This window comes from Streptococcus hillyeri (genome assembly GCF_041081565.1).
Lineage (GTDB): Bacteria > Bacillota > Bacilli > Lactobacillales > Streptococcaceae > Streptococcus > Streptococcus hillyeri.
Genome location: NZ_CP163513.1, coordinates 1,384,658 through 1,398,350, shown reverse-complemented (window position 1 = coordinate 1,398,350; position 13,693 = coordinate 1,384,658). Strand labels below are relative to the sequence as shown.

The window sequence follows — 13,693 nt, the reverse complement described above, 5'->3', positions numbered from 1 at the left end:
CATAAAATATGATAGAATAAAATGATTAGATATTTAAGGAGAAAACCATGAAAGGTATTATTCTCGCAGGTGGGTCTGGTACACGCTTGTACCCACTAACTCGAGCAGCATCAAAACAATTGATGCCGGTTTACGATAAACCAATGATTTACTACCCATTATCAGTTCTGATGTTGGCTGGTATTAAGGACATTTTAGTGATCTCTACGCCACAAGATTTGCCTCGTTTTGAGGAATTACTTGGTGATGGTTCTGAATTTGGGATTTCACTCTCTTATGCAGAGCAACCAAGTCCAGATGGTTTGGCACAAGCCTTTATCATCGGTGAAGAATTTATCGGTGATGACAGTGTTGCCCTTATCTTAGGAGATAACATTTACCACGGTCCAGGTCTTTCAGCAATGCTTCAACGTGCTGCGGCGAAAGAAAGCGGAGCAACTGTTTTTGGTTACCAAGTTAAAGACCCAGAGCGTTTTGGTGTGGTTGAATTTGATAAGGATATGAATGCTATTTCTATCGAAGAAAAACCTGAGCAACCAAAATCAAACTATGCAGTTACAGGACTTTATTTCTACGATAATGATGTTGTAGAGATTGCCAAAAATATCAAACCATCTCCTCGTGGTGAATTGGAAATCACAGATGTTAATAAGGCTTACCTTGAGCGTGGTGATTTGTCAGTTGAAGTCATGGGACGTGGTTTTGCATGGCTTGATACAGGGACTCATGAAAGTTTGCTTGAAGCAGCGCAATACATTGAGACTGTTCAACGTATGCAAAATGTTCAAGTGGCAAACCTTGAAGAAATTTCGTATCGTATGGGTTATATTACCAAAGAACAAGTCCTTGAATTAGCACAACCGCTTAAGAAAAATGAATACGGACAATATTTGCTTCGTTTAATTGGAGAGGCTTAATGACAGAACAATTTTTTGATAAAGACTTAGCATGCCGTGAAGTTCCAGGTATTCCAGGAATGTTAGAATTTGATATTCCAGTGCGTGGGGATAACCGCGGTTGGTTTAAAGAAAACTTCCAAAAAGAAAAAATGGTACCGTTAGGATTTCCAGAAAGTTTCTTTGAAGAAGGAAAATTACAAAATAACATTTCTTTCAATAAGAAACATACCCTTCGTGGCTTGCACGCAGAGCCTTGGGATAAATACGTGTCAATTGCAGATGAAGGAAGAGTGATTGGTTCTTGGGTAGACCTTCGTGAAGGTGACACCTTTGGAAACACTTATCAGACAGTTATTGACGCTTCTAAAGGAATTTTTGTGCCACGTGGTGTAGCCAATGGTTTCCAAGTGTTGTCAGATACTGCGGCTTACACTTACCTTGTAAACGACTACTGGGCACTTGAGTTAAAACCTAAATATGCCTTTGTTAACTACGCTGACCCAACCCTCGGTATTAAGTGGGAAAATCTTGAGGCAGCAGAAGTGTCAGAAGCAGATAAAAATCATCCCCTTCTCAAAGATGTCAAACCATTGAAAAAAGAAGAGTTGTAAGAGTAACTAAGTTACTAATATAAGTGTAAAGCAAACTAGAAATAAGAAAATATGAAAGGAATGTTCCATTTTTTATAAAATGGAACACGGGACGACATTCCTAGAAAACTCTTTCCAGATGCCAAGCATCTTTGTCAGATTTTCTAGTTTTCTAGAATGTTTCGAGAGTGAAATGTCCCTTTGTATCTTAAAATCATGTCAGAATTTAAAAATATCATCGTCACAGGTGGAGCTGGTTTTATCGGTTCTAACTTTGTGCACTACGTCTATAACAATCATCCAGATGTTCATGTAACAGTCTTGGACAAATTAACTTACGCGGGTAACCGTGCGAACTTGGAAGCAATCTTAGGCGACCGAGTCGAGCTTGTTGTTGGGGACATCGCTGACGCTGAGTTAGTAAACCAATTGGCAGCAAAATCAGATGCCATTGTTCACTATGCAGCTGAAAGCCACAATGATAACTCATTGAACGATCCAAGTCCATTTATCCACACCAACTTTATTGGTACTTACACATTGTTGGAAGCAGCTCGTAAATATGACATTCGTTTCCACCATGTGTCAACAGATGAAGTGTATGGTGACCTTCCTCTTCGTGAAGATTTACCAGGTCACGGTGAAGGTCCAGGTGAGAAATTTACAGCTGAAACCAACTACAACCCATCATCTCCTTACTCATCAACCAAGGCTGCATCAGACTTGATTGTTAAGGCTTGGGTACGTTCATTTGGTGTGAAAGCTACGATTTCTAACTGTTCAAATAACTATGGACCATACCAGCACATTGAGAAATTCATCCCACGCCAGATTACCAATATTTTGGCAGGTATCAAACCAAAACTTTACGGTGAAGGTAAAAATGTTCGTGACTGGATTCACACCAATGACCACTCAACAGGTGTTTGGGCTATCTTGACCAAAGGTCGTATCGGTGAGACTTACCTTATCGGAGCCGATGGTGAGAAAAATAACAAAGAAGTGCTTGAGTTGATTCTTGAGAAAATGGGTCAACCAAAAGATGCTTACGATCATGTGACAGACCGTGCAGGTCACGACCTTCGTTACGCTATTGATTCAACAAAACTTCGTGAAGAATTAGGTTGGGAGCCACAATTTACCAACTTCTCAGAAGGTTTGGAAGAAACCATCGCTTGGTACACAGAAAACCAAGATTGGTGGAAAGCTGAAAAAGAAGCCGTTGAAGCAAACTACGCTAAGACGCAAGAAGTGATTAAATAAAACATTAAGAAGCCTATTACATCAACGTTTTAACGCTATGTAGTAGGTTTTTTATTTTGTTTTGGGGCATTTTGGATGAGTATAACTACTTGAAAGAACAATATCCCATCCTTCTGATTTCTTTTTAAACTTTTTTGAGATAAAAATTGAAAAAAATAAAGTTTTTTTATTGACACCTATATACTAACATGGTAAAATGATTAAGGTTTTAAATAAAACTGACCTAAGACAGTAGGGGAGCTGGACTCATAAACATCCTACCGAGGACAAAAAACCATATCTATTATGTGTATTTTGTACTTTCGTGTCTAGGTTTAGGTACGATTTTTTTGTGCCTAGCCAAAAATAAAAACGGAGGTAAACTTAAATGTCAGAAGCTATTATTGCTAAAAAAGCGGAACTTGTGGACGCTGTTGCTGAGCAAATGAAAGCAGCTACTTCAATCGTCGTTGTTGACGCACGTGGTTTGACTGTAGAGCAAGATACTGTTCTTCGTCGTAACTTACGTGGTGAAGGCGTTGAGTATAAAGTGATTAAAAACTCTATCCTACGTCGTGCTGCTGAAAAAGCTGGTCTTGAAGGAATGGCTGAAATGTTCGTAGGACCATCAGCTGTTGCATTCTCAGATGATGCTGTTGCTCCAGCTAAAATCGTTTACGATTTTGCTAAAACTGCTGACGCTCTTGAAATCAAGGGTGGTGCTGTAGAAGGTAAAGTTTCAACTAAAGCTGAAATCGAAGCACTTGCTACATTGCCAAACCGCGAAGGTATGCTTTCTATGCTCCTTTCTGTACTTCAAGCGCCAGTTCGCAACGTTGCATACGCTGTCAAAGCAGTTGCAGAAAAAGAAGACGCAGCTTAATCAAATGGCGTCAGCTTGTAGCAGCTTAAAGCTACACTTAACATTATAAAAATACCTATTTGGAGGAAATTCACAATGGCATTGAACATTGAAAACATTATTGCTGAAATTAAAGAAGCTACAATCCTTGAACTTAACGACCTTGTTAAAGCAATCGAAGAAGAGTTTGGCGTAACTGCTGCTGCTCCAGTTGCTGTTGCAGCTGCTGGTGCTGGTGCTGAAGAAGCTAAAGACTCATTCGACGTTGAGTTGACTTCTGCTGGCGACAAAAAAGTTGGCGTTATCAAAGTTGTTCGCGAAATCACTGGTCTTGGTCTTAAAGAAGCTAAAGAACTTGTTGATGGTGCACCAGCTATGGTTAAAGAAGGCGTTGCAACTGCAGAAGCTGAAGAAATCAAAGCTAAACTTGAAGAAGCTGGAGCTTCAGTTACTCTTAAATAATAGAGCAACTACTCAAGTAGCCTAAAACATGATTAAACCGCTATTCTTCGGAGTAGCGGTTTTTCTTTTTATCTGAAAAGGAGCAAACTATTGATAAAGTTTATCTAGCACGTCTACAACTTGTGACTTATACTCATCCAAAATCAAAATTAGCAGTTTAAGTAAAATCAAGAACCAATAAATGGTTTGATTTATCAGAGCTTCTTTCGCCATGGTGGTATTCTTATTAGTGAAACTGTCCAGTGGACAGTTTTAGCCCAAGCTCAGAAATAAAAGAGCGAGGGGAATTTGCTTGATAAGAACGGATTTTTGGGAGAACTACAGAAATTGAAAGTCAATTTCGTAGTAGTTCCCCGCAAGGATGATTAGGTTAGACGCTGTCGAGTAGTCGACAAGTACAGCCAATCATCTACTGTGAAAAAAGAGGCTCAAAAAGTAGCAATGAAACTCCGTCTCAAAAGGTTCCCCAAACCTTTTGAGCGTCCGCACCTTTTAAGAAAGAAGCAAAAAGTAATTTTTGATTTTTGTTAAGTATAAATCTAAAACAAGCCAAACAACCTCGAAAAATAGTCAGTCTTCTAAAAATCCTAAAAAGCAAACCACCACAACGGAGAGTTTAGAAAGTAAAAGGATTGAGTCAACAAGCCAGATTGAAGCACAGACAAGTCAAAATGAGAATACTTCCCAATCACAGGTAAGTGAAGCTGCAACTCAGCTTCAAGGAGGAACAGGAGTCTGGGAAGCGACTTCGGGTATTTTAGATATAGATAAAGAAGTTTCAGTCTATGTTGCATCTGATAAATCAAGTGAGATTGTCTTTACTAAACCTGTTGGTAGTCAAGTAGAATGGGATAAATATTCAGGACAAACGCATGAAGAAAATGCATGTAACCATTTTCTAGCTACATGCATTTTTTCAAAATATTTTCACGACATTTACACACATACATCGATTCAGCCTCTTTTTCGTCTATATTATAACAAAATTTCATGGCTAAAAATATATCTTTTTATGAAAAATCGTTATCTGAAAGCGATATTTTCTTCATGCGTTTGTCGTGGATAAATATTTTAGAGATAACGGTGACTGGTGGTATTCTTTTGTAGTTCAAGATAGGGAAAAATCAGCACGATACTACATTGCCTACTCTGACATCCAACATTAATATTTTGGGAGGTTTATTCTTGTAAGCCTCCCTTTTTCTAAAAATATTGTAGAAAATGATTTTTTACACTAAAAATGTCACAGAAAATCGAATAGTTATATGAGGGATTTAAAATCAAGAGAATAAAACCGATCTCTGATTAGCAATTACCAGTAATGCTGTGCTATTTTCATCAGATTAGTTTACAAGTCTATTTACAAATATTACAAAAAAATGACAAACGTTACAGTTATATATTGACAATGAAAATATAAAGGATTATAATGAAGGCGAAAAAAAAGAATAGTGAGGAAGTAGTTATGAAACAAGAATTTTTTGGGCATCAGAAACAACGTTTTTCCATTAGGAAATATTCCTTTGGAGCTGCTTCAGTATTACTTGGTAGCCTGTTGCTTTTTGGGAATAAGACCGCAATGGCAGACGATATGTCTCATTGTTGCTGTGCTTGTTCTATGAAAAATCACATGGTTACAGAAATAAGCCATACAAGTCCGATAGATCAGCCAGTAGAAAATACTAATAGTGTGGTAGAAAATCCAGCATTAGAAGAAGTGACACAAGCGGGTGAACTTAATAAAGTTAATTCTGCACAGTCAGCAGATAATGCCTTGACATCTTCTGTGGAGATTACGACAAATCGACTCACACCTGAAAAGTCACCAGAAATCAATACTGATACAGCTGTAGAGTCTGTAGAGCCAAAGGTCATGGAGAGTGAAGTTGAAACCCAACCAGTAGTAGTTGAAGAAATTGTCAAACCAAGTCTCCCAGATAAAGGAACCTACACCTTCAAGGAAAACACAGAGGTCAAAAACGAAGCCAAAGTTTCAGCACCGATGCAATTTTACTATCCAAAAGGTGATAAGGTCAATTACGATAAAGTCTTGGTAAATGACGGACACCAATGGTTGTCTTACATCAGCTTCAATGGCATGCGCCGTTACGCCGATTTGGGTAAAGTTGAAACTAAGGTAGTGGCGCCAAAATCAGAAACAAAGCCAACAGTTCAAACTACACCAAAAGTAGAAGCTCAGCCAGTTGTTAAAGAGACTGTAAAACCAAGTCTTCCTGACAAAGGAACCTACACCTTCAAGGAAAACACAGAGGTCAAAAACGAAGCGAAAGTTTCAGCACCGATGCAATTTTACTATCCAAAAGGTGATAAGGTCAATTACGATAAAGTTTTAGTAAATGATGGGCACCAATGGTTGTCTTACATCAGCTTCAATGGCATGCGCCGTTACGCCGATTTGGGTAAAGTTGAAACTAAGGTAGTGGCGCCAAAATCAGAAACAAAGCCAACAGTTCAACCTACACCAAAAGCAAAAACTCAGCCAGTTGCTCTAACTCTAGCGCCACAAGGAACCTACACCTTCAAGGAAAACACAGAGGTCAAAAATGAAGCGAAAGTTTCAGCATCAACGCAATTCTACTATCCAAAAGGGGACAAGGTCAATTACGATAAAGTTTTAGTAAATGATGGGCACCAATGGTTGTCTTACATCAGCTTCAATGGTATGCGCCGTTACGCGGATTTGGGTAAAGTTGAAACTAAGGTAGTGGCGCCAAAATCAGAAACAAAGCCAACAGTTCAAACCACACCAAAAGCAGAAGCTCAGCCAGTTGTTAAAGAGACTGTTAAACTGAGTATTCCAGCACAAGGAACTTATCGTTTTGAGAAGACTGCAGCGGTTAAGAATGAAGCACGTGTTGCAGCAACTACTCAATTTCATTTTGATAAGGGAGAGAGTGTTAACTACGATAAGGTTTTAACCAATGATAACCATAACTGGATTTCTTATATTAGCTATAGCGGTACTCGTCGCTATGTTGATTTGGGTCAGGTGGTGACAAGAGAAGTGACTAAGGGTGATTCGTCAAGTCAGGGAAAAGAGATTGATAGCTCTGCTATTTCCCCCATATCTAAACCGACAGAAGTAAAACTCACTGGTAATATTCACGTTGAAAACCAATCAGAAAAAGGTTTTGACATTGTGATTAGTGATATCTCAACCCCTAAAAAATTATCTGAAATTCTTGTGCCTACTTGGACGACACAAGATGGTCAAGATGACCTTCAATGGTATAAAGCAACTGAAGAAGCCACAGGTCGTTACAAGGTTTCTGTGAACATCAGCAACCACAAAAATAAGGCTGGTGAGTACAATATTCACTTGTATTATCGTCAAAATGACGGACAGTTAACATTTGTGACTAAAACGACAACAGAGGTTAAAGCTGCAGTGTCTACGGCTAATAAGGAAGTGACTTACAAAGGTTCATATTATAGTATTCAAGGAAAATATGATGAGATTGTCATCGCTAATAAGAAATATCCTTTAGCATCAACCTATAACCCTGGAGAAAATCCAAAAGCGAGAGAAGCTTTTATCCGCTTACGAAATGACATGATTAACCAAGGATTTAATGTTGGGAAAACCTATAGCGGTTTTAGGAGTTACGAGATACAGAAATCCCTTTATCAAACGTATACTAATAGTGATGGTTCTGCAGCAGCAGACCGTTACTCAGCCAGGGCAGGACATAGTGAACATCAGACTGGTTTAGCTTATGATTTTACAGATAAATCAGGTCGCTTACTTGAGGACAAAGCAGCGGCAGATTGGTTGCAACAGAATGCTCATAAATATGGTTTTGTGGTGAGATATTTGCCAGGAAAAGAAGCTGTCACAGGTTATATGGAAAGAACCATGGCATGTGAGATATATCGGAAAAGAAGCTAAAGAGGTCTATGACTCTGGCCTAACTTTGGAAGAATATTATGGCTTTTCTGGAGGAGACTATAAGAGCCCGGCGGTTATGCCACAACCAAGCTCAACTGCTATTGCTCCACAAGGTGTTTATACCTTTACCAAACGGTCTTCAATCAAAGCAGAACCAAAGATGTCAAGTTCAGAACTAGCTTACTATGATGCTGGAGAAACAGTTAATTATGATAAGGTGCTAACTTCTGAAGGACGCCAATGGATTTCTTATATTGGTTTTAGTGGTAATAGACGGTATATAGCGATTGCTTAATACGGAATTCCTCACTCGTCTGTGGGGATTTTTCGTCAATAGACCTCATGTTATAAACCGCTTTCTTATCTTTTCCAAAAATGTTATAATAATCAAACAGGAGGACGGATTATGGATCAAAGACACGTGCAACGACGACATCAAAAAAAACGCCGACTGGGATTGTTATTTAGTCTGTTAGTTTTAATACTCTTTTTAGCATTCTTACTGGAAAGACGTCTAAGTACGGGAGATTTTGTTTTAAACAATACGATTAAAACAACTTTAGAGAAAGAAAAAGCAGAAAAATCGAAGGTACGTACAGCTCGTGTTGTTGCCAACGGCGATATCTTGATTCACGATATTCTTTATACGTCAGCTTATCAGGAGGATGGGTCTTATCGGTTTGATCCTTATTTCACCTATGTTAAAGAATGGATTGAGAAAGCAGATTTAGCCATCGGTGACTATGAGGGGACGATTAGTCCTGATTTTCCACTAGCGGGCTATCCACTATTTAATGCGCCAGCAGAAATTGCTCAAACGATAAAAGATACAGGATATGATGTTATCGATTTGGCGCATAATCATATTTTGGATTCGCAGTTATCTGGAGCTTTGAATACGGTTGAAACATTCAATAAACTTGGTTTAGATACGATTGGTGTTTATACAGAGAATCGGGAGAAACAGGATTTTCTTATCAGAGAAGTTAATGGTATTAAAATTGCGATTCTAGGTTATTCTTATGGCTATAATGGCATGGAAGCTAATCTCACTGAAAAAGAGTATCAAAAGCACATGTCTGATTTGGATGAGGAGAAGATTAAGAAAGAGCTCAAGAAGGCTGAGAAATTGGCTGATGTGACCATTGTCATGCCTCAGATGGGTGTTGAGTATTCTTTGGAACCAACGGCAGAGCAGGTAGACTTGTATCATAAGATGGTTGATTGGGGAGCAGATGTTGTATTTGGTGGACATCCTCACGTGGCAGAGCCGTCAGAAATTGTTAATCATAAGGGTGACAAAAAGCTAATCATCTACTCAATGGGAAACTTTATTTCCAATCAAACCTATGAAATGCTTGGAAACTACTGGACAGAGCGTGGTTTGTTTATGGATGTTACCTTTGAAAAAACAGGAGATAAGACTGTTATCAAAACAGCTAAGGCACATCCAACAATGGTCTGGGCTTGGCACAAAGGAACCTATAATCCAACCTATAACTATCCAAACTTTGATTACCGAGTGATGATTTTGGAAGATTTTCTAGAAGGCGGTAAATACCGGTCAGAGATACCAGCTGATATCCAAGAGAAGGTTGACATTGCCTATCAGGAAATGAACGACTTAGTCGGATTAAACTGGAAATAAAAGAAAGCTAACGAAAGTTGGCTTTTTTAGAGCTCTCGTGGTAAAATAAAGAGTGATTTCTAAGTAGAAAAGAAGAGAGAAAATGAATTATTTTAATGTTGGAAAAATTGTTAATACCCAAGGTTTGCAAGGTGAGTTGCGCGTGATGAGTGTCACTGATTTTGCGGATGAACGGTTTAAAAAAGGTAGCTGTTTATCAGTGTTTGATGACAAGGACAACTTTGTGATGGAAGTTGAAGTTGCAACGCATCGTAAGCAAAAAAACTTTGATATTGTGAAATTCAAAGGGCTTTACCATATTAACGATGTTGAAAAATACAAAGGATTTTCACTCAAAGTGGCTGAGGAAAATTTATCAGAATTAGAAGAGGGGGATTTCTATTACCATGAAATCATCGGTCTCGATGTTTATGAAAATGATGTTCTGATTGGTCAGGTTAAAGAAATTCTACAACCAGGAGCTAATGATGTCTGGGTCGTTAAGCGTAAAGGAAAACGCGATTTATTACTTCCTTACATTCCGCCAGTTGTTCTAAATGTGGATATTGAGGGGAACCGTGTTGATGTCGAAATCATGGAAGGACTTGATGATGAAGATTGATATTCTGACCCTATTTCCTGAGATGTTTGCACCGCTTGAGCACTCCATTGTCGGTAAGGCTAAAGAAAAAGGTTTGCTTGAGATTAACTACCATAATTTTCGTGAAAATGCAGAAAAGGCTCGTCATGTCGATGATGAGCCTTATGGTGGCGGTCAAGGAATGTTACTTCGTGCTCAGCCCATTTTTGATACCATTGAAAAAATTGAAGCGAAAAACCCTCGTGTGATTCTCCTTGATCCAGCAGGACGTACCTTTGATCAAGCTTACGCAGAAGAATTGGCTCAGGAAGACGAGTTGATTTTTATTTGTGGTCATTATGAGGGGTATGATGAGCGGATTAAGACACTCGTGACGGATGAAATTTCACTAGGGGATTTTGTATTGACGGGTGGTGAACTTGCAGCCATGACCATGGTGGATGCGACGGTGCGCCTTATTCCAGACGTGATTGGTAAGGAGGCCAGTCATCAAGATGATAGTTTTTCATCTGGACTTTTGGAGTACCCACAGTACACCCGTCCATATGATTTTCGTGGCATGACTGTGCCTGATGTTTTGATGTCTGGACATCATGAGAATATCCGCCTTTGGCGTTTGGAACAAAGCCTCAGAAAAACTTTGGAACGTAGACCAGATCTACTTGAGGTGTACCATTTTACTGAAGAAGAAAAAGAACTATTAAATAAGATAAAAAAAGAGGAAATTGATGGATAAACGTATTAATTGGGCACAGTGTGCTGTCTATTTGCTTGGAGTGATCATTTTAGCGGCGGGGATTACGCTGAATACTAAGAGTCTCTTAGGGGTTTCTCCGGTGACAACTTTACCTTATATTGCAACGGTATTATCTGGTATTTCACTAGGTACAACGAGTTTTATTTCCTACTGTGTGATGTTGCTTTTACAGGCGATTTTATTGGGGAAAACGTTTAGACCGATTCAATTGCTTCAGCTTATTGCAAGTGTACTGACCAGTTATTTTATTGAAGTTTTTGATGGGTTAATGCCAGCTGCCGAAGGGGTTGTCCTACAAGGGATTTTTCTGCTCCTTGCGGTTGTCTTAATTGCGATTGGAGCTTCACTTATGATTGCCATGCAGTTAATTCCTAATCCTGCGGATGCTTTGGCGGATGTGATTGGTTTGGTAGCTAAAAGAGGATTTGGTTATGGTAAAAATCTTTTAGATGCTATTCACATTGTGTTGGCATTAGTGATTGGTTTTCTAGCGGGTCAACCGCTACTTGGTATCGGAGTAGGGACCATTATTTCGATGGTGTTAACTGGTCGTGCAATTGCGCTCGTTCACCCTTATTCCGAAGCCTTATTTAAACGTATTCAAGAAAAGTAAGGAGTAAGTATGACACAGACTATTCATGATATTACGATTATTGGTGGGGGTCCTGTAGGACTTTGGGCAGCCTTCTACGCTGGCTTACGTGGCATGAACGTGCAGATTATTGAAAGCTTATCAGAGCTTGGCGGGCAGCCTGCCATCCTTTATCCTGAAAAGAAGATTTATGATATTCCGGGCTATCCAGTCACAACAGGTGCTGAATTAACTGAGAAATTGCTGGAACAGTTAGAGCGTTTTAAGGACAAGACCACAATCTGCCTTAAAGAAGAAGTACAAACTTTTGAAAAGGTAGATGGTATTTTTCATATTAAAACCAATAAAGCTGAGCATTTATCCCGTTCTATTATTATTGCATGCGGTAATGGGGCCTTTGCGCCACGTCCTTTGGGCGTTGACGGTGAAGAACGTTATGCCGATACGACTATTTTCTACAATGTTCACAAATTGGATCAGTTTGCTGGCAAGAAAGTGGTTATCTGTGGTGGTGGGGACTCGGCAGTTGACTGGGCAAATGCCCTTGAAAGTATCGCTGCGAGTGTCACGGTTGTTCACCGCCGAGATAGCTTTCGAGCTCATGAACACAGTGTAGAGGTCATGGAAAACTCTTCTGTGGAGATACTAACTCCTTATGTTCCTCTTTCAATTTCTGGGGAAAATGGCAGAGCGACCAGTTTGACAGTCCAAAAAGTGAAATCAGAAGAAACACTTGACTTACCACTAGATGCTTTGATTGTCAGCTTCGGCTTTTCAACTAATAATAAAAATCTTAAACATTGGAATGTGGATTACAAACGCACCTCAATCAACGTATCTCGTACCTTTGAAACCAGTCAAGAAGGTGTTTTTGCAATCGGTGATGCCGCAGATTATGAAGGCAAAGTTGAGCTGATTGCCACAGGATTTGGTGAAGCGCCGATCGCAGTAAACGAAGCTATCAAATACGCGCACCCAGACAAGGACAACCGTCCAGTACATTCAACCTCGTTAATTAATGAGTAAATGTTATAGGATAGACGATTTTTTCATGTGTTTGAAGCAAGTCTCACTTGCAAAATGTTGGTCAATGCTTTATAATAAGAATACTAAAAGGAGTTGCGCTAACAACTCCTAGTGTAAATCCGTTTAAGACGGTAGCTAATTTTGGGTTAAAGAATAACCGTCAACTTGCTAAAGTTTAGGACGGTTATTTCTTTTTGTCTTTATCGCTGAAGATTTTATAGCACAAGCCAATCAAAGTAATGGTAAAGGTACCAAAACCTAAGATAGTTTGCACAACTTCAAACGCAGTCAAAAAGTGCTACTCCGACGTTTCTTGGCGTAAAACGATATTTTTTACGCCAAGAACTAGTGCAAGGAGTAGTTAAATCGCCATAGCGATTAACGTTAGCGACTTGCCTTTCTATCCAGATTTTAGTACTTACATTCATAAGCACCACCACCTTTCTGATAGGTTGCAGCTACCGTCATAACTTATTCACTTTGTTATTTTAACATGTCGTCGGAAGTTGTTCAAATAAGTTTGTCTATAAACTGCTAAACGTTCGGATAATCGTTGTCGCACATTTAACTAAGTCTTGCTTGCAAAATATCAGTCAATGCTTTATAATGAAGATATAAAAAGGAGTTGCGTCAACAACTCCTAGTGTAAATCCGTTTAAGACGGTAGCCAATTGAATAATTAAGAAATAATCGTCAAATCGGCTAAAGTATAAGACGGTTATTTCTTTTTATCATTAAGCAAAATGAGTGCTATAACAAGTGTTAGTAGAGCAATGATAAGATTACCAAAGTTCAACATCAACTGTAAAGCCTCTGCTACAGACAAAAGTTGCTACTCCTTTCTATCCAGATTTTAGTACTTACATTCATAAGCACCACCACCTTTCTGATAGGTTGCAGCTACCGTCATAACTTATTTACTTTGTTATTTTAACACAGTTGCAGAAGTTGTTCAAATAAGGTTGTTTAGAAACTACTAAACGTTCGGATGATCGTTGTAATATGTTTGACAGTGTTTACTTGTTGTTAAGTAAAAATGAGTATGAGTACAAAAGCCCAAGGATCAGCGTGCGATTCTTGGGCTTTTGTTATATATCATGTTAGCTGAGGATGAATCAGGAAATA

The 13,693-nt window shown here is 39.0% G+C and carries 15 protein-coding genes, 1 pseudogene and 1 other annotated feature; of the genes and pseudogenes, 13 read left to right on the top strand and 3 right to left on the bottom strand.

Features of this window, described 5'->3' with window-relative positions:
- The first annotated feature begins 47 nt into the window (after window positions 1-47).
- The 5 genes from rfbA (at window position 48) to rplL (ending at window position 4,055) form a co-directional block, all read left to right on the top strand.
- Window positions 48-917, top strand: a complete 870-nt coding sequence (gene rfbA / locus AB6M99_RS06730; RefSeq protein WP_121834734.1) for a glucose-1-phosphate thymidylyltransferase RfbA — start codon at window positions 48-50, stop codon at window positions 915-917.
- The gene (locus AB6M99_RS06725; RefSeq protein ID WP_121834733.1) at window positions 917-1,510 is read left to right on the top strand and encodes a dTDP-4-dehydrorhamnose 3,5-epimerase family protein; all 594 of its coding nucleotides are present in this window, start codon (window positions 917-919) and stop codon (window positions 1,508-1,510) included. The genes rfbA and AB6M99_RS06725 overlap by 1 nt, the downstream gene beginning before the upstream one ends.
- A 195-nt stretch (window positions 1,511-1,705) precedes the next feature.
- A complete protein-coding gene (gene rfbB, locus AB6M99_RS06720; protein WP_121834732.1) occupies window positions 1,706-2,752 on the top strand; it encodes a dTDP-glucose 4,6-dehydratase in 1,047 nt (348 codons plus the stop codon).
- Between the two features lie 204 nt (window positions 2,753-2,956).
- Window positions 2,957-3,091: a sequence feature (ribosomal protein L10 leader region), on the top strand.
- Between the two features lie 28 nt (window positions 3,092-3,119).
- Entirely contained in the window at window positions 3,120-3,614 is a 495-nt protein-coding gene (rplJ, locus tag AB6M99_RS06715) for a 50S ribosomal protein L10 (RefSeq protein WP_121834548.1), read from the top strand.
- A gap of 75 nt (window positions 3,615-3,689) precedes the next feature.
- On the top strand, window positions 3,690-4,055 hold the full coding sequence (gene rplL / locus AB6M99_RS06710; RefSeq protein ID WP_121834549.1) for a 50S ribosomal protein L7/L12: 366 nt from the start codon (window positions 3,690-3,692) through the stop codon (window positions 4,053-4,055).
- Between the two features lie 87 nt (window positions 4,056-4,142).
- Here rplL and AB6M99_RS06705 read toward each other — a convergent pair whose 3' ends face one another.
- A complete protein-coding gene (locus AB6M99_RS06705; protein WP_369351223.1) occupies window positions 4,143-4,268 on the bottom strand; it encodes a hypothetical protein in 126 nt (41 codons plus the stop codon).
- A 304-nt stretch (window positions 4,269-4,572) separates the two neighbouring features.
- Between AB6M99_RS06705 and AB6M99_RS06700 the strand changes: the two genes are divergently transcribed.
- From AB6M99_RS06700 to AB6M99_RS06665, 8 genes are all read left to right on the top strand, one after another.
- On the top strand, window positions 4,573-5,121 hold the full coding sequence (locus AB6M99_RS06700; RefSeq protein WP_121834550.1) for a hypothetical protein: 549 nt from the start codon (window positions 4,573-4,575) through the stop codon (window positions 5,119-5,121).
- A 399-nt stretch (window positions 5,122-5,520) separates the two neighbouring features.
- Window positions 5,521-7,965, top strand: a complete 2,445-nt coding sequence (locus AB6M99_RS06695) for an SH3 domain-containing protein (protein WP_369350461.1) — start codon at window positions 5,521-5,523, stop codon at window positions 7,963-7,965.
- Window positions 7,940-8,260 (top strand): SH3 domain-containing protein, encoded by a 321-nt coding sequence (locus AB6M99_RS06690; RefSeq protein WP_245962672.1) that lies wholly within the window; start codon window positions 7,940-7,942, stop codon window positions 8,258-8,260. The genes AB6M99_RS06695 and AB6M99_RS06690 overlap by 26 nt, the downstream gene beginning before the upstream one ends.
- A 111-nt stretch (window positions 8,261-8,371) precedes the next feature.
- The gene (locus AB6M99_RS06685; protein ID WP_121834551.1) at window positions 8,372-9,613 is read left to right on the top strand and encodes a CapA family protein; all 1,242 of its coding nucleotides are present in this window, start codon (window positions 8,372-8,374) and stop codon (window positions 9,611-9,613) included.
- A gap of 82 nt (window positions 9,614-9,695) precedes the next feature.
- A complete protein-coding gene (gene rimM, locus AB6M99_RS06680) occupies window positions 9,696-10,214 on the top strand; it encodes a ribosome maturation factor RimM (protein ID WP_121834552.1) in 519 nt (172 codons plus the stop codon).
- Complete coding sequence (trmD, locus tag AB6M99_RS06675; protein ID WP_121834721.1) at window positions 10,204-10,929, top strand: tRNA (guanosine(37)-N1)-methyltransferase TrmD; 726 nt, start codon at window positions 10,204-10,206, stop codon at window positions 10,927-10,929. Before rimM ends, trmD begins: the two co-directional genes overlap by 11 nt.
- Window positions 10,922-11,563, top strand: a complete 642-nt coding sequence (locus tag AB6M99_RS06670) for a YitT family protein (protein ID WP_121834553.1) — start codon at window positions 10,922-10,924, stop codon at window positions 11,561-11,563. Before trmD ends, AB6M99_RS06670 begins: the two co-directional genes overlap by 8 nt.
- Window positions 11,564-11,572: 9 nt before the next feature.
- Window positions 11,573-12,568 carry an NAD(P)/FAD-dependent oxidoreductase gene (locus tag AB6M99_RS06665; RefSeq protein WP_369350460.1) on the top strand — a complete coding sequence of 332 codons (996 nt, stop codon included), beginning with the start codon at window positions 11,573-11,575 and terminating at the stop codon, window positions 12,566-12,568.
- A 184-nt stretch (window positions 12,569-12,752) separates the two neighbouring features.
- On the opposite strand, the pseudogene AB6M99_RS06660 reads toward AB6M99_RS06665, so the two are convergent.
- Window positions 12,753-12,896: pseudogene (locus AB6M99_RS06660) on the bottom strand (putative holin-like toxin).
- Window positions 12,897-13,286: 390 nt separating this feature from the next.
- Entirely contained in the window at window positions 13,287-13,394 is a 108-nt protein-coding gene (locus tag AB6M99_RS06655; RefSeq protein WP_245962673.1) for a putative holin-like toxin, read from the bottom strand.
- Window positions 13,395-13,693: the final 299 nt, after the last annotated feature.